General features: G+C 61.5%; 25 protein-coding genes and 1 tRNA gene. 13 read left to right on the top strand and 13 right to left on the bottom strand.

The window, feature by feature from the left end; translation table 11 throughout:
- The first annotated feature begins 11 nt into the window (after nt 1–11).
- Nucleotides 12–839, top strand: coding sequence for a zinc-ribbon domain-containing protein (locus GRI65_RS14730; protein WP_160757354.1), 828 nt, complete (start codon nt 12–14; stop codon nt 837–839).
- Here GRI65_RS14730 and GRI65_RS14725 read toward each other — a convergent pair.
- Nucleotides 832–1,089: a hypothetical protein gene (locus tag GRI65_RS14725; RefSeq protein WP_160757353.1), complete on the bottom strand. Its 258-nt coding sequence runs from the start codon at nt 1,087–1,089 to the stop codon at nt 832–834. The genes GRI65_RS14730 and GRI65_RS14725 overlap by 8 nt on opposite strands.
- Nucleotides 1,090–1,288: 199 nt before the next feature.
- Here GRI65_RS14725 and GRI65_RS14720 point away from each other — a divergent pair.
- Nucleotides 1,289–1,375, top strand: a tRNA-Leu gene (locus GRI65_RS14720).
- Between the two features lie 148 nt (nt 1,376–1,523).
- On the opposite strand, the gene GRI65_RS14715 is transcribed toward GRI65_RS14720, so the two are convergent.
- Entirely contained in the window at nt 1,524–2,444 is a 921-nt protein-coding gene (locus tag GRI65_RS14715) for a M14 family metallopeptidase (protein ID WP_160757352.1), read from the bottom strand.
- A 126-nt stretch (nt 2,445–2,570) separates the two neighbouring features.
- Here GRI65_RS14715 and GRI65_RS14710 point away from each other — a divergent pair, with 126 nt between their 5' ends.
- The 6 genes from GRI65_RS14710 (at nt 2,571) to GRI65_RS14685 (ending at nt 6,850) form a co-directional block, all read left to right on the top strand.
- A complete protein-coding gene (locus GRI65_RS14710) occupies nt 2,571–2,792 on the top strand; it encodes an AraC family transcriptional regulator (protein WP_160757351.1) in 222 nt (73 codons plus the stop codon).
- A gap of 338 nt (nt 2,793–3,130) precedes the next feature.
- Nucleotides 3,131–3,517, top strand: coding sequence for a hypothetical protein (locus tag GRI65_RS14705; RefSeq protein WP_160757350.1), 387 nt, complete (start codon nt 3,131–3,133; stop codon nt 3,515–3,517).
- A 281-nt stretch (nt 3,518–3,798) separates the two neighbouring features.
- Entirely contained in the window at nt 3,799–5,076 is a 1,278-nt protein-coding gene (locus tag GRI65_RS14700) for a sulfotransferase family protein (RefSeq protein WP_160757349.1), read from the top strand.
- A gap of 262 nt (nt 5,077–5,338) precedes the next feature.
- Nucleotides 5,339–5,881 (top strand): hemerythrin domain-containing protein, encoded by a 543-nt coding sequence (locus GRI65_RS14695; protein WP_160757348.1) that lies wholly within the window; start codon nt 5,339–5,341, stop codon nt 5,879–5,881.
- Between the two features lie 143 nt (nt 5,882–6,024).
- Complete coding sequence (locus GRI65_RS14690) at nt 6,025–6,459, top strand: ion channel (protein ID WP_160757347.1); 435 nt, start codon at nt 6,025–6,027, stop codon at nt 6,457–6,459.
- A gap of 121 nt (nt 6,460–6,580) precedes the next feature.
- Nucleotides 6,581–6,850, top strand: coding sequence for a hypothetical protein (locus GRI65_RS14685; protein WP_160757346.1), 270 nt, complete (start codon nt 6,581–6,583; stop codon nt 6,848–6,850).
- A 240-nt stretch (nt 6,851–7,090) separates the two neighbouring features.
- Here GRI65_RS14685 and GRI65_RS14680 read toward each other — a convergent pair whose 3' ends face one another.
- The 9 genes from GRI65_RS14680 to GRI65_RS14640 all read right to left on the bottom strand — a co-directional run bounded on the left by GRI65_RS14680 (nt 7,091) and on the right by GRI65_RS14640 (nt 16,151).
- Entirely contained in the window at nt 7,091–7,507 is a 417-nt protein-coding gene (locus GRI65_RS14680) for a hypothetical protein (RefSeq protein WP_160757345.1), read from the bottom strand.
- 46 nt (nt 7,508–7,553) lie between these two features.
- A complete protein-coding gene (locus tag GRI65_RS14675; protein WP_160757344.1) occupies nt 7,554–8,021 on the bottom strand; it encodes a hypothetical protein in 468 nt (155 codons plus the stop codon).
- Between the two features lie 73 nt (nt 8,022–8,094).
- Entirely contained in the window at nt 8,095–9,192 is a 1,098-nt protein-coding gene (locus tag GRI65_RS14670; protein ID WP_160757343.1) for an OmpA family protein, read from the bottom strand.
- A 90-nt stretch (nt 9,193–9,282) separates the two neighbouring features.
- Nucleotides 9,283–11,769 (bottom strand): protein kinase domain-containing protein, encoded by a 2,487-nt coding sequence (locus tag GRI65_RS14665; RefSeq protein ID WP_160757342.1) that lies wholly within the window; start codon nt 11,767–11,769, stop codon nt 9,283–9,285.
- 44 nt (nt 11,770–11,813) lie between these two features.
- Nucleotides 11,814–12,383, bottom strand: a complete 570-nt coding sequence (locus tag GRI65_RS14660; RefSeq protein WP_160757341.1) for an ECF-type sigma factor — start codon at nt 12,381–12,383, stop codon at nt 11,814–11,816.
- 124 nt (nt 12,384–12,507) lie between these two features.
- Nucleotides 12,508–12,957, bottom strand: coding sequence for a hypothetical protein (locus tag GRI65_RS14655; RefSeq protein ID WP_160757340.1), 450 nt, complete (start codon nt 12,955–12,957; stop codon nt 12,508–12,510).
- Nucleotides 12,958–13,011: 54 nt separating this feature from the next.
- On the bottom strand, nt 13,012–14,172 hold the full coding sequence (locus GRI65_RS14650; RefSeq protein ID WP_160757339.1) for a Yip1 family protein: 1,161 nt from the start codon (nt 14,170–14,172) through the stop codon (nt 13,012–13,014).
- Between the two features lie 232 nt (nt 14,173–14,404).
- Nucleotides 14,405–14,974: a hypothetical protein gene (locus GRI65_RS14645; protein ID WP_160757338.1), complete on the bottom strand. Its 570-nt coding sequence runs from the start codon at nt 14,972–14,974 to the stop codon at nt 14,405–14,407.
- Nucleotides 14,975–15,209: 235 nt separating this feature from the next.
- On the bottom strand, nt 15,210–16,151 hold the full coding sequence (locus GRI65_RS14640) for a DUF5996 family protein (protein WP_160757337.1): 942 nt from the start codon (nt 16,149–16,151) through the stop codon (nt 15,210–15,212).
- 263 nt (nt 16,152–16,414) lie between these two features.
- Between GRI65_RS14640 and GRI65_RS14635 the strand changes: the two genes are divergently transcribed.
- Complete coding sequence (locus GRI65_RS14635) at nt 16,415–16,828, top strand: response regulator (protein WP_160757336.1); 414 nt, start codon at nt 16,415–16,417, stop codon at nt 16,826–16,828.
- On the opposite strand, the gene GRI65_RS14630 is transcribed toward GRI65_RS14635, so the two are convergent.
- Nucleotides 16,825–17,901, bottom strand: a complete 1,077-nt coding sequence (locus GRI65_RS14630) for a sensor histidine kinase (protein WP_160757335.1) — start codon at nt 17,899–17,901, stop codon at nt 16,825–16,827. The two genes, GRI65_RS14635 and GRI65_RS14630, sit on opposite strands and share 4 nt — an antisense overlap.
- 311 nt (nt 17,902–18,212) lie before the next feature.
- Here GRI65_RS14630 and GRI65_RS14625 point away from each other — a divergent pair, with 311 nt between their 5' ends.
- The 4 genes from GRI65_RS14625 (at nt 18,213) to GRI65_RS14610 (ending at nt 25,047) form a co-directional block, all read left to right on the top strand.
- On the top strand, nt 18,213–18,812 hold the full coding sequence (locus GRI65_RS14625) for a TetR/AcrR family transcriptional regulator (protein WP_160757334.1): 600 nt from the start codon (nt 18,213–18,215) through the stop codon (nt 18,810–18,812).
- A gap of 227 nt (nt 18,813–19,039) precedes the next feature.
- On the top strand, nt 19,040–20,362 hold the full coding sequence (locus GRI65_RS14620) for an efflux RND transporter periplasmic adaptor subunit (RefSeq protein WP_160757333.1): 1,323 nt from the start codon (nt 19,040–19,042) through the stop codon (nt 20,360–20,362).
- A 51-nt stretch (nt 20,363–20,413) separates the two neighbouring features.
- The gene (locus GRI65_RS14615; protein WP_160757332.1) at nt 20,414–23,602 is read left to right on the top strand and encodes an efflux RND transporter permease subunit; all 3,189 of its coding nucleotides are present in this window, start codon (nt 20,414–20,416) and stop codon (nt 23,600–23,602) included.
- Between the two features lie 11 nt (nt 23,603–23,613).
- Nucleotides 23,614–25,047 carry an efflux transporter outer membrane subunit gene (locus GRI65_RS14610; protein ID WP_160757331.1) on the top strand — a complete coding sequence of 478 codons (1,434 nt, stop codon included), beginning with the start codon at nt 23,614–23,616 and terminating at the stop codon, nt 25,045–25,047.
- A 132-nt stretch (nt 25,048–25,179) separates the two neighbouring features.
- Here the strand turns inward: GRI65_RS14610 and GRI65_RS14605 are convergent, their stop codons facing one another.
- Nucleotides 25,180–25,803 (bottom strand): TetR/AcrR family transcriptional regulator, encoded by a 624-nt coding sequence (locus tag GRI65_RS14605; protein WP_160757330.1) that lies wholly within the window; start codon nt 25,801–25,803, stop codon nt 25,180–25,182.
- Nucleotides 25,804–25,805 lie beyond the last annotated feature (2 nt).

Genomic DNA, 25,805 nt, shown 5'->3' with positions numbered 1-25,805 from the left:
GTCAGGCAACCATGATTATTGCCTGCCCCGCATGCGCCACGCGTTACGTCGTTCCCGACAGCGCCGTCGGTATCGAAGGGCGGACAGTACGATGCGCCAAATGCCGTCATAGCTGGTTCCAGGAAGGGCAATTGCCGGACCGGCCCGAGGCAGCCGCCGAAACCGAGGTAGCACCGGCGGAAGCACCAGCCACATCGGCCCCCGCACCCGCCCCTCCCCCGAACGAATTCGCCGCCGAGACGGCTGGCGGTCCTACTCCTGCTCCACCGGTCGCCTCGGAAGAGCCCGCCCCAGACCCGGATCCTGAACCGTTTGCCGACGATCCGCGTGAAGCCGATTTCGCGCCGGGTTCGCAGGACGAACCCGAACCGGAATATTCCCAGTTCGAATACCAACCGCCGTTCAGTTCCCGCCGGAACCCGCTGCGCATCTGGACTGCCGCGGCTGCGGTATTCGCTATTATCGCGCTCGCGACCATCGCGGCGGTCAGTTACTGGGGCGCGCCGGACTGGGTTCCCTTGAACCGGCCAACATTTGCCGCGAGCCAGCCGGACCTGCAACTTGATTTCCCGCCTGCGCAGCAGGACCGCCGGACGCTGCCCAACGGTAGCGAGTTTTTCGGTGCGGTCGGGACGATCACGAATATCGGCCGCGAAAGCCGCCGGGTGCCCTCCATCCTGATCGTCATGCGCGATGAACGGGAGAAAATTGTCTACAGCTGGGTGCTGGCACCGCCCAGACCGACCTTGGCCCCGGGCGAAAAGATGACCGTGGTCGAAGCGATGAAGGACGTTCCCAAATCCGCGAAATTCGTCGAAATCGGATGGAAGCCTAGCTAAACTCGATCCACATCCTGTCCGCGCTGTCCCGCCGTATCTGCGGCGGCGTCCGGCTGGTTATTTCCGGCCCCTGCTCCCCCCGCCGATGCCTGACTTCCGCTCCGGCCAGGATCCGCGCCGACGCGTGGACCTGCACTGCCGCCCCTTTGCCTGCATTGGTTGAAGCGGGAGCGGACGAAGGCAGGGTGCCGGTCGTTCCGGCCTGCGCGGTCGCGGCGGCGAGGTACAGCAAGGATGCGGCGATACCCATGCCGCAAATGTTTCCACATTATTCACCATCTTCACAAGCGAAGTGTTAACCCGGTCCCGCAACGGGACAGGCAGCCTGCCCAACCGGGCACTCCGTACTATTCTTCGCGAGACAAAAGCACTGCTTGCGGAGTGATCGGCCCTTTGCTAGTGGCCCCCTCCTACCCCGCAGGATCGCCTAGGCGCATCCTGACTTTAGTGCGGTCGTGGCGGAACTGGTAGACGCGCAACGTTGAGGTCGTTGTGGCCGAAAGGCCGTGGAAGTTCGAGTCTTCTCGACCGCACCAGACAGTCCTAAAATCCTCCCCCGGTGGGGCGTCCCGACGACATAGGAAATGTTCGATCGTTCGATACCGCCTTTCGAAGTCTGTCGTTCACAAACACGAGAAGTTACGATAAACCGAGGGCTTGCGGCCGTATGCAGCGACCCTTGGCTCATGCATGCGCCAGCGCGAAGTCCAGAGCGGCGCACACCGCAGCGACCTGGGCGTCGTTGCAGATCCGAGGCGTGGCGCGTGGGCTATCGGGATAGACTTCGGTGGTTGTCGTAAACCGTGCGCCGGTTAGGGAACTGCACATTGCGTATTTGGCCTGAGGGTAGTTGATCACTCCGCGTGCAACCATGGGCGAGCCGATGATCTTTCCATCATCGTCCGGCGGCGCGATGTGCGTGACCTGTTCCACCGCTGATATGATCGCCGCTTGGAAGGCGGGTTGCGGGTTCTCGCTGTCGTCAACCAGATAGAAGCCATCGGGGATAATGCCCGGTTCGAATTCTTCGCCGTCTCGCGCGGCAAGGGCCGGACGAAACTCGCTCTCATCGCTGTCGGTTGTTTCATGCAGGTCAATATGCAGCAAATAGGGTCCGGCGTGCTCGGCCACCAGCTTAATCAATGCGGCGCACTCGCGTACATCGCTATCTGCGGCAAAGCTGCGGTTGGGATCGAAGGCGTCGTAGTTCCAGCGGTTGACCCGCTCATATGCCCACGGGCTGACGCACGGGGCTACGAGAAGATTGATCTTTCCAGCATATTCGTTTGCCCGTGTTTCAAGAAATTGCAGCGCTCCCAGCACTCCGCTGGTCTCATATCCATGGACACCGCCCGTCACGAGGGCCGTCGGCAGGCTGGGTTCGGGGTTGCCGTTGCGCAGGGCAAAGAGGGTGTAAGCCTCGCCAGCGTAGCTAAGCTGGCCATAGGTGAGAATTTCAAAACGGTCAGCCAGAGCCATGATGCGGGGAACCACATCATCCTGATAGCGGCGCTGTTGAGGCTGAGATACTCGCCATTGGTTACGCTCATCCTCTCTCCAAGGCTTGCCTGGCGTGCCGATCGGGTAGGATAGTGTGTTCGTCATTTTGCTCTCACTGACAGTTCTAAATGATGCCCCCAGAAGCCACGATACCGGCACCAGGGAGAGTTCACCCTACGGCTAGAGCCGCCCGAATAACAGTCGCCATTGCCCGAGATACAAGCGCAATACGTGGCAGCGTGGGAAGCGATGGTCCGTTTGACGGAGCTCGCGCTGACTTGCCGACCCGACCGGGCATCGCCATTTCGCGTGGTCCGCTCGCTGGCGAACGAGGAAATTGCTCACTTGCTGGGCTATAGTGATCGCAAAAGTTTCTTCGGGAGTTATCGCCGTTGGACCGGGATGTCACCGAGCGAAGCCCGCAGGACGGCAGGCGAGGTCGGCCAAAAGTGAGGTGGGTGAGGCACCTCGCTTAGGGACGGTTCTTGTGCGAGCGATATCGCTGTTATGATGAAAGCCGACGTAAGAAGCGTTGCGTCACGAAGGTCCGCATCGTCGCCGTGTCCGGTAGGTCCGCTTTTTTGTCCAAATGCCATAGACCGGACATTTTGGTTTTGGGATTGGCCAGGCCAACTGCTTGTGTCAGAAATGTTGTCGCAAGCCGTCATTGTAGGGAAATAAATCGCGCGGTAAGCTAGGGAGACCTATGTTTCGGAGATTGGATGCGTAATTCTCTTGTTGCTGGCCTAGCGCTTCTTGCCGCTTCCTGCGCTTCACCGGCCATCGAGCGATTGCCGCTTCGCATTACACCGGAACAGGCGGTGATTAACGCCGCTCAATCCGAGAATGGCATCACAGGTGTGTTCGAAATGGTCGTGCGCGGGACCGGGCGCGAAAACGGACGGCTGTTTCTTAACTCACAGCCTGATTACCGCGATCCTCGCAGCCTGACGGTCGCCGTGAGCCCAAAGGTCGAACGCGAGTTGGAGGATCGTCTGGGCGGTCCCTTGGTCGACGCAGTTTCCTCGAAGACAATCGCCGTCCGAGGAACGGCGCGCACGACCAGGATCTGGTTTTACGCAAACGGCCGCAGCACGGATAAGTTCTATTTCCAGACACACGTCAATCTCGAGAGAGCGCGTGACCTGACCGTTAGCGGGGAGCACGCGTTCTACTGACGAGCGCTGGGTTCTGTCCGGAACGACAGATCTTTTTTGTATCCGGCGATTAACAGCCTACCGGCCCGACCGAAGGTAGTGTGACCGCATCCGCCGCTTTTGTGTCTCGGAAAGCGCCTTGGACGAACGACTACCCGGATGTTCGTCAGTGCATGCATTCGGAACGCCTGCTCATAGATGACTGCATCGCAACCAAAAACCGACCTGCCACGGACCCCTTCGGCGCTAGCGGCGTTGGGTGGCTTATGGCTTCGACATTCTTCGGCGGCAGCGATCCGGCTGTGTCAACAACGCGCGTCTCGAAACGCATTGAACTCATCAACACCTGTCTTGCAAAAGCATGGCAGTCCGGCGCGGCGCAAGTGCCGCAACTTGGGCCAGAAGATATTCTGGCGAAGGCGCGCCAGAAATCGCGCGCAGGACCCGGCGATTGTTCGAGCCCGCTTTCGGCCGATTGGCTGGAAAGGCTTTCGCTCCTGACCGGCGACCTTCAGCAGCGAGCCGACCTGACACCGCTCGGGCGAACGATTGCCCATGGCCAGCTCGTTTCCGCCGCGGCCAATATGCTGGGCATGCACCGCCTGTGGGAGCGCCATGGCGAAATAGAGGAACAGTCGCTGGAGCGCCCGATCATCATTGTCGGACAAATGCGGTCCGGAACGACGCGATTGCAACGCATGCTGGCCTGCGATGCCCGGTTCCGCTTTACCAAATTCCACGAAAGCTGGGCTCCCCTGCCGCGTGCCGGATGGCACCAGTATTCTCCCTCGTCCGCTATTGATGATCGCACATGGCGGGCACGGGCTGGATTGATAGCCGCCAAATTGCTCAATCCGGAATTCCAGGTAATGCATCCGACAAGCGCGAATGCTCCTGATGAAGAGATCGGTTTCTTCAATATGCTCATGGTCCCGGCGGCTTACGAAGCGCAGTGGCGGCTTCCCCAGTTCGTCCGTCACTGCGAAGCGATGGACAGCACGCCGGTTTATCTGGAATTCAAACGCATTCTCAAGACCATTGCGTGGCTTCGGGGTGGCGGCCACGACCGCCGCCCGTGGATCCTCAAGGTTCCCCAGTTTGCCGAAGATTTGGGCAGCCTGCTCCGGGTCTTTCCCGATGCACGCGTTATCCATGCGACGCGCGACCGCGATGCGGTCGTTGCCTCGTCATCCTCGCTCGTGCGCAGCCAAATGATGCTGCAGTCTGAGCGCGTTGACCCCCGCGGGGTTGGACGGGAGTGGTCGCGCAAAGTCGCCCTTCGCATGGAACGTACCGAACGGGCGCTTGCCACGGCCGATGTGCCCCGGATCGAGGTAGCCTATCACGACGTCGATCAGGATTGGCGCAAAGAAATCGCTCGGATCTATGCAATGCTAGGGTTGCCGCGGTCGCATAGAACCGAGGAAAAGATGGGGCGATATCTCCGCGCCAGCGCGAACGGTCCGGTCCGCCGGCACCGCTATGATCCCGCGGACTATGGTCTGCCGGCACGCCGCCCCAGCTTTCAAAACCCGGCTGGCCCTGCAAATCAAGGCGGACGATATCCAGCGACAATATAGGTTTCGTGGCGCTGATCGTGGGACCGCTCACTCTGCCCGATCCGCTTGCCGATCCGTTAGTCCGGGCGAGCAGGCCCAAGTGAAATGATCGGCCACAAGAGCTAACTAATATCAACGGAACTGCGGCCAGCACCAACCATTAATTCAAATGACAATCCAAGAAGGCCGGTGATCACTGGCCACCGCGAGATCGAACGTTGAAAGGAGCAAAGGATGTCATTTCTGGATAGAATTGCCGCAGCCGTCACCCCTGCTGCGTCGGATGAGCAACGCGCTGTCGGATGAGCAACGCGCTGACGCTCGCCGCAAGGTCGAAGAACTTGCCGCTGGCGAAAACTGGCTAAGGATGATCGTGGACCAGCACAAGCGCATCGAAGCGCTTTTTGAACAGGCGAAGCAGGCCCATGGTGCCTCGACCCGCGCGCAAATTGTCAAACAGCTGGCTACCGAGCTGACTGGTCATGCTTCTGCCGAGGAAACTGTCGTTTATCCGATCGTGGCGGAAGACAGCGGAAAGACCCATGCAGGAATGGCCTATGAAGAACACGCCATGACCAAGATCCAATTGGCCAAGCTCGAAAAAATGGATCCGCTCACGCCGGAATGGGACGAAAAGCTCGAACATATCCGCGGCGCTGTGGCGCAGCATGTTTATCAGGAAGAAGATAGCTGGCTACCGGATCTCGTCGAGAACACCTCCTCGGAGGACAAGGCGCTGCTCAATCATCGCTATGCGGAAGAATACGGCCGCTATTGCGGCGGGGTAACGGCTGAACCCGGTTCCACGTTCGCTCAGCGAATGTGAATAAAGACCGTCTAGGGGTCGGCAACGTCGGCCCCGAATGGCCTGCCGCGCCGATTCCCCCCCCCTTCGGCGCGGCAGTGCCCGACCATCCATTCCTTGAACACATCGAGCCGGGTTGAAGGACCAGGAAGATTTTGCCGCACATGACCGACAATGAATTGACCGTTTTATCGTGGGGCATTGGACTGTTGTTTGCTTACGGTGCATTTCACATGGCCGGCCTCGAGCTGATCCGGCGGGCCAAACCGAAGCAAAAAAAACACCGGCACCTTGGATTGCTGTTCACTTTCTGGGGTCTCGCAATCTTACACCTGATCGAGATCGCGCTCGCAGCACTCTTGCTTGCGTACCTGCTATCATTCCCCGAGAATGGATCGCTGACCGAAGGCTTTGGAAGTTCTGCTGCAGATTTCCTGTATTTTGCCGGGGTCTCCTTTGCGACCTTGGGCTACACGCAACTGGAGGCACACGGAGCGATACGGCTGCTCGTCATGACGCTATCGTTGAGCGGTTTCATGCTGATCACATGGTCCGCCACGTTCATCTACACGATTTGGGGCGAGAGCTTCCGGGACTAGTTATAAGCCTTGGTACGATTGGCTGGTTGGTGCGAAGTTGGTAATTGGTCTGCGATCGCCTGGCGAGCAAGGACACTAAAATCGTCCTGCTTCGCTCAACTCAACCACAAAGGACATCCTCATGCGATCACGTCGTGAACAGGCCCGCCGCGATTTCAAGAGGATGTTGCTTGTCATTCTCGCTATCAGTGTAGTTATGGTTTTTGCAGTTTTGTGGTGGATGAGCACGCAAGGCGAACTGAAACTGCATATGGTAATCGCCACCATCATAGGGGTGTTCGTGTCGGTGTTGCTCGGTACCGGACTTATGGCTTTAGCCTTCTTCAGCGACAAAAGTGGTCACGATGATGACGTGACCGGCGCGACCCGCGACAGAGACGAGACCAAGTAGCCGCGATCCCGAGCGGCAGGATACGAAGCCTCCCGGAGGCGGGACCCGCTGGCAATTCGAAAGTTGGATGCGCGAAGCTATCGGGCTAATGGGCAAGACAGCCTTATTAAGCGCGCATAGCCGTAGGAAGCCTGCCGATCTAGCCAAGCGTAAGGCTGGCATCTTCGCGTGCGAATTGCTCAGGGTGCTGGCGGTTGCCTGCTGCGCTGATGCAGGCGTGGCGAAACAGGTTCGTCCCACCTATGCGGCGCAGGTGCCGCGTTCCCAGTAGGCCAGGCCATAGGCCATCTTCAGGACCATTGCGTCGGGGTCGATGGATTCAATGGTGAAGTCGAAAAAGCGCAAGGTCGGGATGATCTTCAGGTGACCCTCTTCGATGGTGTAGGTGCCGGGCTTTTCAATCTCCGTCTCCGGATTGACCTGATAGAGCAAGGTGCCATCATCCGAGAAGATGTAGGACATCATTTCATCGCTTCGTTCATCCCCCATGACATTGTGGGAGTAGCACCAGCCGCCTTGCAGATAGGCTGGCGTAAGCGCCGCTGCCGTGTCACCCTCGGCCAGGGAAACGGGCGAGGCCTGCTCGCCGCCTTCGGCACCGCCTTGACCGCAGGCGGCGAGCAGAAGGGCGGAAGGGAAAATTGCGCGCGAGATCATGGCTTGTTTCCTGATTTGGAGAGAGTGCTGGAAATTCGAACGCGGCCTATTGGCCCGATGCGTTTTCGACGCTGATCACCAGTTCGCGGCCGGTAGTCGCTTCGCTGACCGTGATCACGATTGTACCATGCCCGTTCCCGCGAAACATCAGCCGCCCGGGTTTGGGTTTCCAGGGTTCATAGGGTTCATAATTTGCCGCCGTCATCTTGGTTGAAATTGCTTCCGCGAGGGCTGCGCTGCTCATCTGCGTGATACCGCGCAGCACATAGGTGTCCGCCACAGGAGATATTTTCTGGCTCTGGCGCGGCTCGAAATCATCGGGCAACCAGATATCCGCCGGCATCCAGGACATGTCCTTCGGCAAGAAATCGGGGCTGTCGTCGGCAACGAGCGGGGCCTGCATCGCGGTGGCTCCAGCGGCTGGCGAGCTCGCTCCGTCGTGCGCCTCGTCGGCTTCATTACACGCTGCCAGCACGCACATTGCCGCAAACGGCGCCAAGATCAGCTTATTCACAATCGAATCCCCCAGTATTTAGATGATGCCTGTATCTCAGAAAATTGATGCCTGACCCGACACGCCGGCCCGGTCACTGCCTGACCAGCATCACGCGACGGTTGTTAGCCCGGCCATCGGCAGTACTGTTGGTGGCGATGGGCTGCTCGCTGCCCATGCCAACCACGCTCAGGCGATCCGGCGCGACCCCGCGGCTGATGAGGCTGTTGCGAACGCTGGTTGCCCGGTCCAGCGACAGGCGCCGGTTGCGGCGGGGATCGCCCGTGCTGTCGGTATGCCCAATGATCGTAAGGCGAAGCTGCGGCTGTAACCTCATCAGCGCCTCGACATTGTCCAGGGCAGGATCGGATTCCGGCTTCAGCGCATAATTTCCGGTGTCGAAATAGATGCCCTGCAGATTGATCTGCCCGTCCCGTTCCAGATCGGCAGCCATGGCCGAAGGATCGACGCCGACCATGCCCACATCCATATCTGCAGTTTCCAGAACGTGGATGTTGGTTCGCCCGAAACCGGACCCCTCGCGATAGACCAGGATCGATACATAAGCTGTGCCGTTATTATACTTCAGCTTCCCGGTGAAATACCGCACATCCTGGCCATAGGCGGTCATACCATTGTACTTGCGGATATCACCCATCCAGTGGACGATGCCGCCTTTGTCGTAATCAATCCGGAAGCCCCGCGCTGCCAGAGCCGACTTGTAATTGCGCTCCAATTCCAGAGTGGAGCGGCCCTCCGGGTTGCGGTAGAGCAATTTCGTGAGACGGCCTTCCACGCGCTGGACCACAGCCTGCCTTTTCTGGTCCATCCCGATCACGCGGTTGTAATCGGTGAAATCCTGACGATCCTCGCGTTCGAGGACCGAACCTTGGTAAGGCGTGATCAGCGGATGGTCGCCCTTCCCCCCACCACCGCCGCCGCCCTCGCCGCCGCCGCTAGCCGACTGTTGGCCGGTCCCGTTCGGGCGGCAATTGCTGCCGTTCAGTGCACAGCGCGCGGCATCGCGTGCCTCTTGCTCGACTTGGCGCTCGACTTCGCTCTGGACCGCATTCTTCACTCGCTTGAGCAAGTCCTGCGCCGAGGCATTCGAAGGCATGATCATGGCCAGGCCCGCAGCTGCGAGCAACGGTTTAACGAACGCGCGCCAGCTGAATGTGACGTGGGTGTGCATAAGACAGGGTTCCTACCGATGGTCGAGCCGCTTCTGGATCGTCAGCAGGATAAACGTGGTCCGGCAGCAGAACCCGCCACTTCGCCGCCATCAAAGACCCAGTGCTGCCCTTCTGCACGGTTCGATATACCTCGGCAGGACCGGTGTGGTCGACGCCGCGAGTGTCCGGCTGGCGGTTTGCACGAACGGCCGCGCCAGCGCTGGCCGGCCTTGTCCGATCAGTGCGATCCCGACCCGGCACCGGGCTACTTCGGTGGCGAAATGTCCTTGCGGAAAGGCGACCGTCAGGATCGACAAGGCGCGGACGGCGTCGGCCTGTGCCTCGGCGAAACGGGACTGTGCGATGCGCATTTCCGCGCGGGTCAACGAGGGGAACGCTCGCCGGGGATGACCGTCAGGCAGATGCGCGGCGAAGATTGCATCGGCCCGGCCCAGGGCGCTCTCGGCAGCGGCAAACTGACCCGCCTGGACCTGCGCGGCGCCGAGATTTTGCAGGACTTCCCCCGCCTCCAGCGAATTCGGCCCGGATTTTTCCGAGGTCTGCCCGAGGAGCAGCCGGAATTGCGCGACCGCCTCCCCGATCCGGTCGGTCTCGGCCAGCGCGGTCGCAAGGTTATTTCGATGCGAGATGTTCCGCGAATATCCCGGGCCGAAAGCTTCGATCGAAAGTTCGAGTGCCTTGCGGTGGTGCCGGATCGCGAGTTCCGGCTGGCCGCGATCCTTGGCCAGGCGGCCAAGATCGGAAAACACCAACGCCAAGCGCGGGTGGCCAGAACCGTATTTGGCCATAGCCAGCGCGAGCGCCTGGTCCAGCTGGATTTGTGCAGCATCATGTTCGCCGAGGCCGGTGAGACTTCGCCCGAGCCCTGCGCCAGCTTCCACTTGGGCGGATATCTGGCCCAATTGCTGCGCCAGAACCATGGCCCGGGTGAACAGGACGCGCTGGCGTTCCCAGTCACCCTCATGGCTCCAGGCCAAAGCCAGCAGGGCATCGAGGACGTGCCGGTCCGGTACGGCAATTCCGCCGAGCAGCGACATCGCCCGTTCAACGGTATTTCGCCCGCCTGCCGCGTCATCACCGAGGGTTTGCAGATATCCCTGGAAAGCCAGCGCGGAAACGTAATTGCTGGATTGCGAGCCGGAGCGGCGGAGGATCATCGCAGCGCTGTCTGCCGCCAACGCCTGGGCACCCGGCAAATCGTCGGCGCGGTGGTGGGCGCGCGCTGTCCAGCCAATCAGGTCGGCAACCAGCTCGGGGTCTTGCGACAAATTGAGCCGTGCGTCTTCGAGCGCACTATCCAGCATCTTGAGGGTTCCGGCAGGCTGCGGTCCGGCGGCGTCGAGTTCGAGGGGATCGGCCCGCCGGAACAGGTTGAGCAGCATCGCCCGCCCACGTTCCGCGCGGTCGGTGGCAGCAACCGCGGCATTGCGCTGCCGTTCGATTTCGCCGGCATAGATTGATGCCGACACGCCCCAGCCAATCAGGCCAAGCACAGCCGTGAGAGCCAGCGTCGCAGCCATCCGATTGTTCCGGATCACCCGGACGGCGCTTTCCATGCGGCTGTCCGGAAGCGCCATGACCGGCCTTTCTGCGGCAAGGTTGCGCAAGTCAGCGGCCAATTCCGCGGCCGACGCATATTGCGCGGAAGTACCGCTTCCCAGCGCCATCCTGACAACCGCCGCATGTCTCGGTTCGGCGGTGCCGGAAGCCAGAATTTGCTGCAGGATCAGGCCGAGCTGATAGATGTCGCTGGCAGTGGTCATCGGTATGCCCGCGCGTTGTTCGGGGGATGCGATTGCCGGCGTCACCGCCAATGCGGCCGCACCGGTTCCGTTATCGTCAAGCAATTGGGCAATGCCGAAATCGAGCAGTTTGATGCTGCCGCTTTCCGCGACGACCACCACGTGATCGGGCTTGATATCGCCATGCAGGATCAACCGGGCATGGGCTGCCTGAAGCGCATCGGCAGCCTGTGCCATCAACTCAAGGCTTGCGGAGTTTGCCAGGCCCTCACACCACACATTGATCGGAACGCCGTCCACATGTTCCATGACCAGCCACGGCGCGCCGGTTGCCGTTTCGCCGCCATCGATGATCCGTATGAGGCCGGGATGGTCGAGGCTCGCCAGAACCCGCCGTTCACGCTTGAACAGATCCAGCGCGTCGGCGCCGAGCAGCGATGCGCGCATGATCTTGAGCGCGGCCTTCTGGTCATAGCGGCCATCGTCGCGCTCGACCTCGTAAACCTCGGCGAGGCCGCCCGCCCCGATGCGCCGGATCACCTTCCAGGGCCCGTAATGTCTGCCGATCCGCACATCCGCAGCATCCTTGTCGCCGGTTCGGGTATCAGGAAGGAGGTTGGCAAAGACGGTGTCGCGCCGCCGCCCGAGATCTTCGAACAGCCGATCCGCCGCCATCGCTCGCTCGAGCAGCAGGCGGGTGCGCATGCGGAGTTCGGGTTCCCCTGCAAAATGCCGGTCGATCCACCCTGTTTGGTCGCCTTCGGGCAGGGAAAGCGCGAAATCGAAGGCGGAATCCACCTTCGTCCATTCGGAAAGATTCACTTCCTGCGTCATCGTACCGTTTCGGTCGTTCCCGTTAATTCATGCGTCCATCAGTCCTAACGCGGCCCCGGTGCATCATCCGCCACGAAATGCTCCGCGAGATACGTACGGGCGCGCGTCCATTGCCGCTCCACCGTGCGGACCGAACGGTTTAGCGCTTGCGCCGTTTCCTCCACTGTCAGCCCTGCGAAGAAACGGCATTCCACTACCGGTTCAAGCTCGGGAGCATGGGCCGACAGCAGCGCAAGTGCCTCGTTCACCGTCACGATCGAATCGAAGGTGGCCGTGTCGGCGACCAGGTTTTCGTCCATCTGGACATGCACCGCGCCGGCGCCTCGCTTGTCTGCCAGTTTCCGCCGTGCATGATCGACCAGGATCTGGCGCATGGCCCGCGATGCGGTTGCCAGGTAATGATTGCGGTCGGCGTAATTCGACCCTTCAGAAGTGGACAATTTGAGCCACGCTTCGTGCACGATCATGGTGGTGTTGAGCGAGGGGGTCGAGGTTTGCCGGCTGAGCTGCCGGGATGCGATCCGGCGCAGGGCATCGTAGGTTTCGGCCAGCAATTCTTCTGACAAGTCCAGACGGCGCCCAACGGCTTCGTCATCTGCCCCGGCTCTCGCCATTTACGCTGCCCCCATACGAAAACCCGGCGCGCCCCCGCTTACCGGATGGCCATCAGTCCCCGTATGCCGCCCCTATGGCAAGTGATTTCGTCCCATCGCAGCCACCGAATAGGTGTAAAATGCGCTATTTCTCCTGTTCGATGAGAAACATCTGAATACTGGTCTCTCCTTCTGCGGCACCAGCGCCGATCAGCACTGAACCGTCATCGACTTCGGGGCCGCTGAAACGCAGCAGCCAGTAATTTCCCTGTTCTTCATCAATAATCGAAAAGCCCTGTTGCGGCAGAATACAGCGGTAGAAGCTTTTGATTTCCTCGATATCGGACATCGAATGCGCGACGATCTGGTAATTACGGCTCGCGAACTCGGGCGGAGAACCGCTTGACTTGTCGTCCAGAACCGCCCCGGCGGGCAGCATGATCGAATTCGGGAAACCGGCAATTTCCGCGGCAGGCCCCCCGGCGCAGATTACCGCCGCAGTTTCATTCGCCACAATCTTGTCGGGCACGGCACAGCCACCGGCGATCAGGGTAAGTGCAGGCAAGCCGGCGAACCCGTAAAGCAAAGTTTTCATAGTCCCGAAGCCCTGTTTCCTGAAAATGTCGACGGTATGAAATTTCGCCCGGGCTTATTCCGCCAGGCGTTCAATACCGGCGATGTCGACCCGCGCTGCCAAGCCCTTGATCGCTTCGAAACTCTCCGCATCGCCCTTCACACTCAGGATGAACCGGCCCCCGAACGTGGTGGAATATTCGCCCCGGCCCGACACACTGTTCCACTTCTCGGTCACCATTTGTCCATTTTGGGTGCGAGTGCGCTCGAAGCCGGTCTCGGTTTCCTGTTCGTTCTGCACGTTGAGCGCTGCCCCCATCCCCGCGAACGCCCCGGCGGCCGCCAGATCGATCAATTCGACTTTCACCGTCCGGTCACCGCCTTCATAGGTCGCGCCGACCTGGGAGCCGCCGATGCCGCCTGTGCCCATGCTGGAGCTTTCCAGCGTTGTTCGCGAGTAATTGCCGAGCGTCTGGGGCAGGAACGCCTTCAGCCGGGCCGCGTCAATCGGAGTTTCCTGCGCCTTGGTTGCGGCGGCTTCCATGTCCCTGCCAGCCTGTTCCAGCTTGCCAAGGTCGATCGACCCGACGCCGGGGACGCTGACCGATCCGCCGGAAACCACTTCCGTCCGATCCGGTGATCCGGAAGAGAAGATAGCGGAAACAGGCGCGAGGACTGCCGCCGCCGCCAGATTGACGACCAGCACGGCAAGCAGGATCACCGCTGTGCAGGCGAGAGCCTTCTCGCGCGGGACCTGCATCAGCGGGGTCAGGCCGAGATACACCAGATAGAGGCTGTAAAGGCCGAGCAGTCCCAGCACGCCGAGCCCGGGAATCAACTGGAAGATGCCGCTCAGCCACGCCGCGGTGGATCCGTAGATCGCCAGCTTGAAGGCGGCGTTACGGTTCGCGTGACCGTCAAACTTGGTCACCACGAAATCGGTCACAAAGGCGATGATCGCCACAGAGATGAGGGACAGGAGATATTGGCTGATCCCGGCCCCGAGCGATGCGGTGAAGCCGGGCCGGTAGCTGAACCCGAGGGCGCCATAGCCAAACAGTGCCGAACGCAGGAACTGGGCAATCGCAGGAATCGCCGCAAGAATTGCCGCATAGCCGAGAAACATCCCGGCGATGGAGGTTTTCTCTGACGAGATAACGGGCCATTCCTCGCGCGGTTTCAGAACGATTGCCTTCGCCCGCGCAACCAGACCCCGATGCACCAATGCCTGATCCATCAGAGCTGTCCTCGTTCCGCGGCGGAAGCGGTGCCAGCCTGGGGCGCCGCGAACGACGGATCAGCGAAATCGCGACCATTTAAAGCGAGCATCAGCTTGTCCTTCCAGATCCAGGTTCCAATCCCCGCATCAGAAATACGGGCAATCCTGACGCTCCTTGGACAAAACCTGCGGATTACCAGCGATCACTCCAGAGAACGCAATGCGGTCGCGAAACCCGCCATGTCCGTCGTCATGCCGCGAGCGCGTAGCGGGCGGCACCGGGCGAGCGGCACATGCGTTTGTTGGCGGTCGTCTCCTCACCTCCGACGATGATCACGTCGCTTACCGTGATGCATTCAAGACCGGCCCCCTGGTTATCGTCGCGCGCCACAACGGTGGAGCTTCCCGAGACGTCCTTGCGCGTGCTGGAGGTCCAGCCGGCGGTCGAACCGACGACCGTGTCGGAGCCAGTCTCGCCGCCCCGGGTTGCGATCAGGGTCGCTTCGGCGGCCTGCTTCTGCTCCTCCGGATCGAGGCGGCAGGCGATCGCATTTGTCAGTTGGTCCGAAACCTCCGACATCGGCAGCCAGCGCGATACTCCTGCATCACTCGCCACATTCCTGGCGACCTTGCCAAACACGCTGCCCAGCAGCGACGAACCAATGCTCTTCTTCTTACCCTTGGGGCAACCGTCGGGCGCTGCCTTGCCGTTGCTCGAAGCTGGGGCAAGGCTGCCGAGGCCGCTGAACTGTGCTGCCGCCGGAGTTGCGGCGAATGAAAATAATGCGGCTAACGCTATGGATCTGAGTGTGTAACTCATCGATTGACTGGCCACGAATTTCCTTCCGCCGTGTTCGTCAAATGCAACCGGCTTGCGGAACGACCCTTGAGTAATTTCGCTACGAAGCTTGGGTGGAATTTGCGTTGGTGAGCCGGCTCTTACCGCCCAGCCAGGTAAACGCGGTCGGAATGGAGAAACCGCCACACGGTTTATCGTGAAATGCTCGCTCGACGTCTTTACGAGCGCCCGGATAATTAGGCGGAGTGGCTGAAACCTATGCGGCGTCGGCCGGGCGGACAATCGCGGGTTCGCCCAAACCGCACTCCAGAATGTCCCTGTCCCAACGCCCCAGATCGGCGGCGGCATCGTAAGTGGATTGCAGGAACGCCAGCAATGCGGCGTCACCATCTTCGGCCGATTGAACGGCTTCGTAAGGCAGGACGAACTCCGACAAGCCTTCGTGCCAGAACGCTGCATCCGGCCGAACCGACGCGGAACTAAAACCGGCCGGCGCCGGGTAGGCGTAAGCATAGAAAGCCGGGTAATCCAGGCCGCCGCCGCCAGGCCAAAATCCTGCTGAAGAGACTTCGCGATCATAGGCTTCCTGAGCCACGTCATCCGGCAGGGCCGGAACACCTCCGCCATGCAGGGGCGCGCGGCGTCCCGAAAAACGGGTAACAGCCATGTCGAAACTGCCCCAGAACAGGTGAACGGGGCTGCATTTGCCCAGGAATGCGGTACGGAATTTGTTGAACGTACGGTCTATGGCCACGAGCGCCTGATGAAAGTCCTGCACGGCATTGCGGTCATAAGGGCGGTCCCGATGATCTTCGCTGAACGGCACCGGATCAAGCACCTCGTTCGGGCTGCCGTCAAAATGCGGTGTGCCGCCGAGTTCGGCGACCATGCGCCTGAAGCTGCCGTGAAATTCCGCGACCGTCATCGGTTGCAGAGAAAAGGAAGCCTCGCGGCCATCGCCACTATTTCCGATAACCCGGTGGTCGAGGAAGTCGAACAGGATCTCGATGCCTGGTCCGTCGGGAATGATCGAGGAGGTCAATCCGCGCGGCCGCACATAGAAGGTGGCATGCCACGAATGGTTGAGCCACGGCGTGTGGGCGAGTCGGTACTTGCCGGCAATCTGGAGATAGAGATGCAGGGCGGAACCCGTATCCCGCCAGGGGAGGTACTCAAGTTTCGGCCATTTCGTGCTCATCTGCTGGTCCTGCCTTCGAAGTGAAAATCAACCGTCCGCCAATGGGTCCTCATTCGTGATTCCGTGCTGAATTGTGTCGGCACCAGATAGATGTATCGCCTGACAACGCCCCCGTCGAGGTGACGCAGCCATCAACCGGTTGCGCCATTCCGTGGCATTCCCGACTGTCCGTCCCCCGAACGGCGACAACTGGTTAACACCATTTGGAACCGTAAGCTGCCGGCTACGTTCCCAATGCACGCGCGATCACCTAAGCAAACGATATGAGGCCAATGACCACATCCATCCTGATTGTTGAAGACGAGTTTCTGATCGCTTTGGAAATGGAGGAGGTCATCAAGGAACTGGGCTATCTGTGCGCGGGAATCGCGGACGATATGCAATCTGCAATGGAAAAAGCGTCGGATACGATCGATGTCGCACTGGTCGACGTCAATCTCATGGACGGCGCTACCGGTCCGATAATCGCCGAAAAGCTCGCTTCCGAGTTCGGCATCGAAGTGATCTTCGTGACCGCCAACCCGACGCAGCTCGGGGACGGCGTTCGCGGTGCGATCGGAGCTCTCGAAAAGCCGGTTGATCTGACGATCCTGCAGCAGGTGCTCGATTATGTCCTCGCTTTGCGCAAGGGCAGAAGCGTGGCCCCGCCCGAGTGCCTGCGTCTGTTCGAGAGCTAAGCTGCTTGTTCAAGCCTGTCGCGTTTGACTTCCATCACCAGCTCCATGCCGTCAGCAGTCCAGGTCCGTTCATAGTGTCCGCCAAGCTGCTGTCTTATCGCCAGGTCAATCAACCGGCTTCCGAACCCCGATGTGGGCTCCGCGTCCAGCACGGTCGGTGAGTTTCGTTCGGCCCAGGCAATTCGCACGGTTTCCTCGTTAGCGGAAAGGTCGAGCGTAATGCGCCCGTCCGGGACCGATAACGCGCCGTATTTCATCGCGTTGGTCGCCAACTCGTGGAAAATGAGCGCTACCGGTGTCGCGGCTTTGCTGTCGATGGTGATGTCCGGTCCGCCGATCTTGATCCGCCCCTCGGAATAAGCGGGATAAGACCCGAAGATTGTCGCCAACAGGGAGGAAAGCGTCACATCGCCTATTTGAGGGCGCGACTTCTCGCTGTGCGGGCGGACGAATTCGTGCGCTCGTCCCAAGGCTGAAATTCGGCCCTGCAGATCTTTGGCGGCGTTCTGGAAGCCCTTGTTGGCCCGTGCCGTCAGGCTGATCAGGCTCGAGACGATTGCGAAGATGTTCTTGATCCGGTGGCTGAGTTCCTGGCTCAGGATCTCGTTCTGGAGCGATGCCTGCTTCTGGTCTTCGATATCGGTGCAGGTACCGATCCAGCGCTGGATTGCCCCATTCTCGTCCAGGACGGGCAGTGCGCGCCCGATCATCCAGCGATATTCACCCGAGCGATGACGCAGCCGATATTCGACTTCGTACGGTTCGCCCGTACTCAGACTGTGGCTCCACTTTTCCCACGCGTCGGGCTGGTCTTCGGGGTGAAACATCCCCGCCCAGCCGTCGCCATCTGTCGATCCCACGGTAACGCCGGTGAACTCGTACCACCGTGCGTTGTAGTAATCGTGCGATCCGTCGGACAAGGTCGACCAGACCATTTGCGGCATCGTGTCAGCAAGCGCGTGAAACGCAGGACCTGCCGATTGAAGTGCGTGTTCGCGTGACAGCGGAAGCATGTCCGCAGCCGCCTTGTGCCGTGCGTCGAGCTGGAACCTGGTAATAGGTTTGGAATTCATGGACTGTGTGCGACCTTGAAAAGGGAAACGTGCCCGCAACGCTTAGGTTTTGCGGCGTTCGAGATTAGCCCGGCCAAGTGGCGATAATGGGGCGAAAAAGAACATAAAGAACTGGCGTGACGGGGAAACTGGACAAGGTCCTAGCAGTAAATTTCGCTCGCATATACTGTGATTTATAGATCAGCCGCTGCGTCAGTCGCGGTTTTCGGGTAACTCTGCGCTTCGGGCAGCACGGCCGCGGTTCATTCGAGCCTGCAGGTCCGGACCCAGACCGCCTTGCAAACACGGATGGATGTTCTATACTCCTCGGTATGGAAAAGATTGCAACAAGGGGCCGCCCGAGAGAATTCGACAAGGATGAAGTTCTCGGGGCCGCGCTCCAGGTATTCTGGCAGAAAGGCTACGAAGGCGCGTCGCTTTCCGATCTGACCGATGCCATGGGCATCACCCGCCCCAGCCTGTACGCCGCGTTCGGTAACAAGGAAGCGCTTTTCCTGCAGGCCTTGGACCGATACGAAAAGGATAAGCTGGCCTATATCGGCGAGGCGGTTGACGCGTTGACAGCGCGCGCCGTTGCCGAGAACCTGCTGCTGGGCGCGGTCGAAGTCGCCACCGGGGGCGAATCCCGCGGCTGCATGGGCGTAATTTCCTCGGTCGCGTGCCAGAGTATCGAACCATCCATCCGGGACGATGTGAACAGCCGCACCGAATCGGCGCGGAACCTGATCATCGAGCGGATGCAGCGTGCGATCGATGCGGGCGAATTCGTCATCGATGCCGACGCAGCCGCAATGACGCGATACCTGCTGGCAATCATGCAGGGAATGTCGGTCCAGGCCCAATCGGGCGCTACTCGCGAGGAACTCTTGCAAGTGGCTGAATCGGCACTGCTTTCTTGGCCTTCCCGGTAACCAGTCTGCCGGTTGCGGGAAAATAAATACCAAGCGGTACATAAAAATCGCTTGACCTGAACCTCACATTACATACTTAGCGGTACATATTAACGGTTGAGCCGGTTCGTCCGGTTCTGCAAGGCAGGTCCCTCGCGTCCGGTCCGTCAGATTACCGTGTGTTCAACCTCGAAAGCGCCGCGCTTCCGGGAACGATGCCGCTTGGCATGTGAAGGTCAGGGATTACCATGTTCGAAACACCATTCGATCGCTATAATGATGCAGCGACGGCCGAGCGCCGGGAGCAGGAGGCGCTCGAGCCGACCGGCGACCATGACGGTGCCGGTGACCAGCCGGATGCGCCGAAAACATTGCGCCGCTCAGTCCTCTGGACGGGTGCTCTGATTATCCTGTCGCTGGTTGCTGCATGGTGGCTGTTCGCGGGGGGCACACCCTCCCCCGCAGCGCTTCCCCTTCCGGTCGTCACCATTGCGGAGCCGTTGCAGCGCGAGATCACGGAATGGGATGAATTCGTTGGCCGCTTCGAAGCGAGCCGCAGCGTCGAGATCCGCCCGCAGGTGAGCGGGCAGATCACCCGCATCCACTTCACCGACGGTCAGTACGTCCGCCAGGGCGCACCGCTCTTCACCATCGATGCCCGGTCCTATGGCGCCATGCTCGCCGAAGCGAAGGCTGAGGCCGCAAGAGCCGAGAGCGCACTGGCGCTGTCGCGTGATAATCTTGCCCGTGCGGGGCGCCTCGTCGCCGAAGACGCGATCGCCGCGACCGAGATCGACCGACTCAAGGCCGAAGTTCGTAACAACGAAGCCAGTCTCGCGGCGGCCCGTGCCCGGGTTTCGTCACGTTCGCTGGACATGAGCTTCACCACCGTTCGTGCGCCGATCTCCGGCCGCATCTCGGATCGCCGCATCGATGCGGGCAATCTCGTTTCCGGGGGAGGCGGCGCCGAGGCCACCCTGCTGACAACGATCAACGCGGTGGACCCGGTCTATTTCGAGTTCGCCGGGTCGGAAGCCCTGTTCCTCAAGGCGCGCCGGGAGGGCCTGGACAAGGGCACCCCGATCGAAATCCGCCTGCAGGACGAGACCGAATACACGTGGCAGGGCACGCTCGATTTCACCGACAACGCGCTCGATAGCGCCTCGGGGACAATCCGTGCCCGTGCGGTTGTGACCAATGGCGAAGGCTTTCTGGCACCGGGCCTCTTCGGGCGCATGCGGCTGGCGACCGGGGGAACGCATCAGGCGTTGCTGGTGCCCGACACCGCGGTAACCACCGACCAGACGCGCAAGTTGCTGCTGGTTGTGCAGAAGGACGGAACGGTTGCGACCAGGACCGTCGAACTGGGGCCGTTGATCGGCAATCTGCGGGTCGTGGAACGGGGACTGAAACCCTCCGACAAGGTCGTCATCGAGGGCGTCCAGATGGCCATGCCCGGCCAAAAAGTTACCGCCAAGCAGGGCCGCATCACCGCCGCAAGCCCGGACGTCGTTTCAACTGCTGCCGCCCCGAGGGTGTCCCGCGCCGCATCGGCGACCCTCGCCAAGTAGCTTCGCGCTCGAAGTATCCGCCAAGCGCCAATTCACGCCCGGAGTGCGTCCATGCAAATTTCCCGCTTCTTTATCGACCGACCGATCTTCGCCAGCGTACTCGCGGTGCTGATCACGCTCGTGGGTGCGATTTCCTACTTCTTCCTTCCGGTGAGCCAGTACCCGGACATCGTTCCGCCGACGGTCACCGTCACCGCCGCCTATCCGGGCGCGTCGGCGGAGACAGTCGCCGATACCGTGGCCAATCCGATCGAACAGGAAATCAACGGCGTCGACGGGATGCTCTACCAATCGAGCGAATCCACCGGCGACGGACGGATGACGATCACCGTCACCTTCGCTGCGGGGACCGACCTGGATGAAGCGCAGGTGCTGGTGCAGAACCGCGTCGCGATTGCCGAAGCGAGGCTGCCCGAAGAAGTACGGCGGCTGGGCATCGTTACCCGCAAGACCACGCCGGACTTCCTGATGGTGGTGAACCTCGTTTCGCCCGACGGTTCGCTCGACCGCGAGTATATCTCCAATTACGCGCAGACCCGCATCAAGGACCGCCTGGCACGGCTCGAAGGCGTCGGCGATGTGCAGTTGTTCGGCCAGAGGGAACTGGCGATGCGCGTCTGGATCGATCCGGGCCGCGCCGCTGCGCTCGGACTGACCGGGAGCGATGTGGTGCAGGCGCTGCGGGCGCAGAACGTCCAGGTCGCCGCCGGCACCCTGGGCCAGCAGCCCAGCCCCGACAGCGCCTTCCAACTGAATGTCGAAACGCAGGGCCGCTTCACCGACCCGGCACAATTCGGACAAGTCGTTCTCCGGACTGATGACCAAGGCCGCCAGATCCATGTCAACGATGTCGCCCGGGTGGAAATCGGTGCTGCGGATTACGCGACCTCCGCCTATTTGAACGACCTGGATTCCGTGATCCTGCCGGTTTTCCAGAAGCCGGGATCGAATGCACTGGCCGCCGCCGAAGGCGTGAAGACCGCCATGGACGAATTGTCGGCCTCCTTCCCGCAAGGGATGGAATACCGGATCGTCTACAACCCGACCGAATTCATCTCGCAAAGTATCGACGCGGTGCTGCACACGCTGCTCGAGGCGGTGGTGCTGGTGGTGTTGGTAATAATCGTCTTCCTGCAGAAGGCGCGGGCCTCGATCATCCCGGTGCTGGCGATCCCGATTTCGCTGGTGGGCACTTTTGCCGTGCTCGCGATGCTCGGATACTCACTTAACAACCTGTCGCTGTTCGGGCTGGTGCTCGCCATCGGGATCGTGGTCGACGATGCGATCGTGGTGGTGGAGAATGTCGAGCGCAATCTCGAGGCGGGGTTCAGTCCGCTCGAAGCCGCACGGCGGTCGATGGACGAGGTCGGTTCGGCGCTGATCGCAATCGTGCTCGTGCTGTGCGCGGTTTTCGTCCCGACACTTTTCATGGGCGGCCTTTCGGGCGAATTCTACAAGCAGTTCGCGGTGACGATTTCGGCGGCAACCGTCATTTCGCTACTGGTGTCGCTCACGCTGTCGCCGGCGCTTTCGGCGCTCCTGCTGCGCCCGCACCAGAAGCTGCCCGAGAACGCGCCCCGTTGGCGCCGGGTGGCCGAGCGAGCCGGTGACGCGTTCAATGCCGGTTTCGAGCGTTTCAGCGAACGCTATGCTCGGTTAACGCACAATCTTCTCGGCATGCCCCGCCGGATGATGGGGGCGTATGTAGTCCTTATCGCCGTGACCGGACTGACGCTGGCGGCGACGCCGACCGGCTTCATCCCCCAGCAGGACCAGGGGTACTTCGTCTCGGTCATCCAACTGCCCCCTGGCTCCGCCACCACCCGCACCGATGCGGTGATGAAGAAAGTCGCCGAACGCGTTCTTCCGATTGAGGGAATTAAAGGCGTAGTTATGCTGTCTGGCTTCGACGGGACGACGCAGACGCAATCCGCCAGTTCGGCTGCGGCCTACTGGGTGCTCGACGAATTCGGCGATCGGGACGGCGAGGGCCAGTCGGTCGATGAACTGATCGCTAAAGCCCAGGCCGCGACAGCCGATATCAACGAAGCGCGCCTGATGATCGTCAAACCACCGGTGATCCAGGGTATCGGTTCGGCGGGCGGTTTCCGGATGATGCTGAAGAACACTTCCGGCGAGGGTTACCGCGCCATGCAGGACGTCGCCAACGCGGTCATCGCGGAAGCAAACCAGCAACCAGCGCTCGCCGGTGTCTATACTTTCTTCGACACCGGGACGCCGCGAATTCGCACCGATATCGACCGGGAGAAAGCGCAGATGCTGGGCGTCGCGCCCGGCGATATCTTCGACACGCTGTCCGTCTACCTCGGCAGCGCCTTCGTGAACGACTTCAACCTGCTGGGGCGCACCTACCGGGTGACCGCCCAGGCGGACGGCGATTACCGCAACGATGTCAGCGATATCGGCAACCTCTATGCGCGGTCGGGCAACGGTTCGATGGTTCCGCTCGCCTCGGTCGCGACGTTTACCGACACCACCGGCCCCTACCGCGTGTCGCGCTACAACCTCGCCCCCGCCGTTGCGATCGACGGCGATACCGCGCCCGGCGGATCGACCGGCCAGTCGCTGACCGTGATGGAAACGGCCGCGGCCAGGACGGTACCCCAGGGTTACTCCACCGAATGGACCGGTATCGCCTACCAGCAGGCCGCCACCGGGAACACTGCGGTGTATGTTTTCGGCCTGGCGGTGTTGCTCGTCTTCCTGGTGCTGGCGGCGCAGTACGAAAGCCTGATCATGCCGCTGGCGATAATCCTTATCGTGCCGATGTGCCTGCTGGCGGCGATGATCGGGGTGAATTTGATGGGGATGGACAACAACGTCCTGACCCAGATCGGCATGGTCGTCCTGATAGCCCTGTCGGCGAAGAACGCCATCCTGATCGTGGAATTCGCCCGGCAGGGCGAGCACCTGCACGGCCTGTCGCCGGTGGACGCCGCAATCGAGGCGGCACGAACCCGTCTGCGCCCGATCCTGATGACGAGCTTCGCGTTCATCCTCGGGTCGGTGCCGCTGGTCCTTGCCACCGGCGCCGGTGCCGAACTGCGGCAGGCGCTGGGCACGGCGGTTTGTTTCGGGATGCTGGGCGTAACCGGCTTCGGCCTCCTGTTTACGCCGACATTCTACGTCGTCTGCCGGGCTCTCGGTGACCGGATCGCCGCATTTCGCGGCCCATCCCGGCGGGACACGTTGCCGCATCCTCTCCAGCCCGCCGAATAAGGATCCAGGCCATGGCTAACCGTATCTCCCTGCTCTCCGCCGTTGCCGCGCTCGCCCTTTCGGGGTGCGCGGCGGGGCCGGATGGTGTCGCATCCCTCCCCCAATACTCTGATGCGACCTCCGGCCCCTTCCTTTCCGCCGAGGCGGGTCTGACTACGCCCAGTCCCTTGCCGGACGAGTGGTGGCGCATGTACCGCGACCCCGTGCTCGACGGTCTGGTTGTCGACGCGCTGGCCGCCAACACCGATATCCGCCAGGCGGTGGGCCGGATCGACCGCGCACGCGCCGCCTTGCGCAGCGCGCGGTCGGACCGGCTGCCGCAGGTCGGGCTGAACTCCTCCTCCACCTACGGCCAGACTTCCCAAAGCCAGACCGCGCCCGGATCGGATCGCCGCGGCGCAAGCTTTTCTGTCGGAGCGGACCTCGCCTACGAGGTCGATCTCTTCGGACGGGTAAGCAGCAACGTGGACGCCGCCCAAGGCGACGTCGCCACTGCCCGGGCCGATGCCGATGCGGTGCGGGTGATGGTGGTCGCCGATACGACGCTCGCCTATGCAAACGCCGCCAGCGCAGCGGCACGGATCGAGGTCGCCCGGTCGATCGTCGAATTGCTGGACAGCAGCCTCCGCCTGACCCGTTTGCGGCACGATGCCGGGATGGCCGATGGCCTCGCGGTAGCCCGGATCGAAAGCCTGCGCCAACAGCGCGCGGCGGCGATCCCGGAAATCGAGGCGGAACGCAGCGCCGCCCTGTTCGCATTGGCTACCCTGACAGGCCGTGCTCCCTCCCAGCTTCCTGCAATATCGGGCGAGCGTTCGCTACCGCTGGAGATAACCACCCCGCTGCCGGTGGGTGACGGCGCCCAATTGCTGCAGCGCCGGCCGGACGTTCGCGCGGCAGAACAGCGGGTTCTTTCCGACAGCGCACGCATCGGTGTGGCGCGCGCCGATCTTTACCCGCGGATTACCATGGGCGGATCGGTCGGGACGTCCGCATCCAGCCTGGGCAATATATTTTCAGGGGGCGCGCTTGGATTCCTGCTCGGACCGCTGGTCGAATGGGCGTTGCCAAACCGCGAACCGGTTCGTGCCCGGATCGACGCAGCGGAGGCCGATGCCGACATCTCTCTCGCAGCGTTCGACGGCACCGTGCTTGTTGCCATACAGGAAACCGAGACCGCGTTGTCGAACTATGCGCGATCGATCGAACAACGGCGCGCGCTCGTTTTGGCGGTGGACGCGGCGGTGCGGGCAGCGCGCATTACCCGGGCGCAGCACCGCGAGGGCGTGATCAATTCGCTCGATACTCTCGATGCGGAGCGAACCATGGCCGAGGCCCGCGCCGCGCTTGCCGATCAGGATGCCCGCGTTTCGGAGCGCCAGATAGCGGTCTTCCGCGCACTCGGAGGCGGGTGGAGCAATGACGGACCGGGTGCAGGCGCATGAAGGCGCCCGGATGGTGGGGCCGCCACGCGGACGCGGTCTACTTCGGAGGCTTCGGGTTCCTCGCGGCAGCGATGCTGCTTGGAATGAATTTCGCCGGCATCTTGTGATAGCCGGGCAGACCGAGTGCGGAAATTACCGCCTTGAGGCGATACCTGTCGCCAGCATCGCGTTGGCGGCCCGCGAAACTTCGGTGTGGTCGGCATCTGCACCCCAGACGCTGAAGCGAAGGCCCAGGAACACGTTCATCCCCATGATCGCCCACGCTTCGACTTCGCCGATGTCGGGGCGCAAGTCACCGGACTTGATACCTTCCGCCAGCCTTTCCTCGATGCGCTGCGCCGTGCGTTCGTAATGCTCGCGGTAGCTTTGCGGATCAACGAATTCGGCTTCGTCGATGATCCGGTAGATTTCCTTGTGATCCCGCGCGAATTCGAGGAAGGCCGCCAGCGCTGACCGTTCCGCATCCAGCGCCGATTGATTGGGCACCAGCGCGAGCGCCGCGCGCTCCTTGACCGCGTCGCTCAGTTCCTGAACCAGCGAGCGGAAGATTTCGTCCTTGGAATCGAAATAGGTGTAGAAACTGCCGAGCGCCGTACCGGCCCTGCCGGTGATCCCGATGATCGACGCGTCGTGAAATCCTTTCTCGCCGAATTCCGCGGTCGCCGCATCAATCAGCTTCTGCCGCGTTCGCCGACCTCGGTCGGTTCTCGGCTGCTTTGTTGTGGGCCGTTCGAGGGCGCTTGTCCGGGTGATCATGA

This window comes from Allopontixanthobacter sediminis (assembly GCF_009828115.1).
In the GTDB taxonomy this organism is placed as follows: domain Bacteria; phylum Pseudomonadota; class Alphaproteobacteria; order Sphingomonadales; family Sphingomonadaceae; genus Allopontixanthobacter; species Allopontixanthobacter sediminis.
Note: the sequence above shows the minus strand (reverse complement) of the source record. Positions and strands in the feature narration are given on the sequence as shown.

Bases quoted from the DNA above. Each gene is read 5' to 3' on its own strand.
- GRI65_RS14730 (WP_160757354.1), top strand. From the start codon at position 12: ATGATTATTGCCTGCCCCGCATGCGCCACGCGTTACGTCGTTCCCGAC.
- GRI65_RS14725 (WP_160757353.1), bottom strand. From the start codon at position 1,089: ATGGGTATCGCCGCATCCTTGCTGTACCTCGCCGCCGCGACCGCGCAG.
- GRI65_RS14715 (WP_160757352.1), bottom strand. From the start codon at position 2,444: ATGACGAACACACTATCCTACCCGATCGGCACGCCAGGCAAGCCTTGG.
- GRI65_RS14695 (WP_160757348.1), top strand. From the start codon at position 5,339: ATGAGCAACGCGCTGTCGGATGAGCAACGCGCTGACGCTCGCCGCAAG.
- GRI65_RS14690 (WP_160757347.1), top strand. From the start codon at position 6,025: ATGACCGACAATGAATTGACCGTTTTATCGTGGGGCATTGGACTGTTG.
- GRI65_RS14685 (WP_160757346.1), top strand. From the start codon at position 6,581: ATGCGATCACGTCGTGAACAGGCCCGCCGCGATTTCAAGAGGATGTTG.
- GRI65_RS14680 (WP_160757345.1), bottom strand. From the start codon at position 7,507: ATGATCTCGCGCGCAATTTTCCCTTCCGCCCTTCTGCTCGCCGCCTGC.
- GRI65_RS14670 (WP_160757343.1), bottom strand. From the start codon at position 9,192: ATGCACACCCACGTCACATTCAGCTGGCGCGCGTTCGTTAAACCGTTG.
- GRI65_RS14665 (WP_160757342.1), bottom strand. From the start codon at position 11,769: ATGACGCAGGAAGTGAATCTTTCCGAATGGACGAAGGTGGATTCCGCC.
- GRI65_RS14660 (WP_160757341.1), bottom strand. From the start codon at position 12,383: ATGGCGAGAGCCGGGGCAGATGACGAAGCCGTTGGGCGCCGTCTGGAC.
- GRI65_RS14655 (WP_160757340.1), bottom strand. From the start codon at position 12,957: ATGAAAACTTTGCTTTACGGGTTCGCCGGCTTGCCTGCACTTACCCTG.
- GRI65_RS14650 (WP_160757339.1), bottom strand. From the start codon at position 14,172: ATGGATCAGGCATTGGTGCATCGGGGTCTGGTTGCGCGGGCGAAGGCA.
- GRI65_RS14645 (WP_160757338.1), bottom strand. From the start codon at position 14,974: ATGAGTTACACACTCAGATCCATAGCGTTAGCCGCATTATTTTCATTC.
- GRI65_RS14640 (WP_160757337.1), bottom strand. From the start codon at position 16,151: ATGAGCACGAAATGGCCGAAACTTGAGTACCTCCCCTGGCGGGATACG.
- GRI65_RS14635 (WP_160757336.1), top strand. From the start codon at position 16,415: ATGAGGCCAATGACCACATCCATCCTGATTGTTGAAGACGAGTTTCTG.
- GRI65_RS14630 (WP_160757335.1), bottom strand. From the start codon at position 17,901: ATGAATTCCAAACCTATTACCAGGTTCCAGCTCGACGCACGGCACAAG.
- GRI65_RS14625 (WP_160757334.1), top strand. From the start codon at position 18,213: ATGGAAAAGATTGCAACAAGGGGCCGCCCGAGAGAATTCGACAAGGAT.
- GRI65_RS14620 (WP_160757333.1), top strand. From the start codon at position 19,040: ATGTTCGAAACACCATTCGATCGCTATAATGATGCAGCGACGGCCGAG.
- GRI65_RS14615 (WP_160757332.1), top strand. From the start codon at position 20,414: ATGCAAATTTCCCGCTTCTTTATCGACCGACCGATCTTCGCCAGCGTA.
- GRI65_RS14610 (WP_160757331.1), top strand. From the start codon at position 23,614: ATGGCTAACCGTATCTCCCTGCTCTCCGCCGTTGCCGCGCTCGCCCTT.
- GRI65_RS14605 (WP_160757330.1), bottom strand. From the start codon at position 25,803: ATGATCACCCGGACAAGCGCCCTCGAACGGCCCACAACAAAGCAGCCG.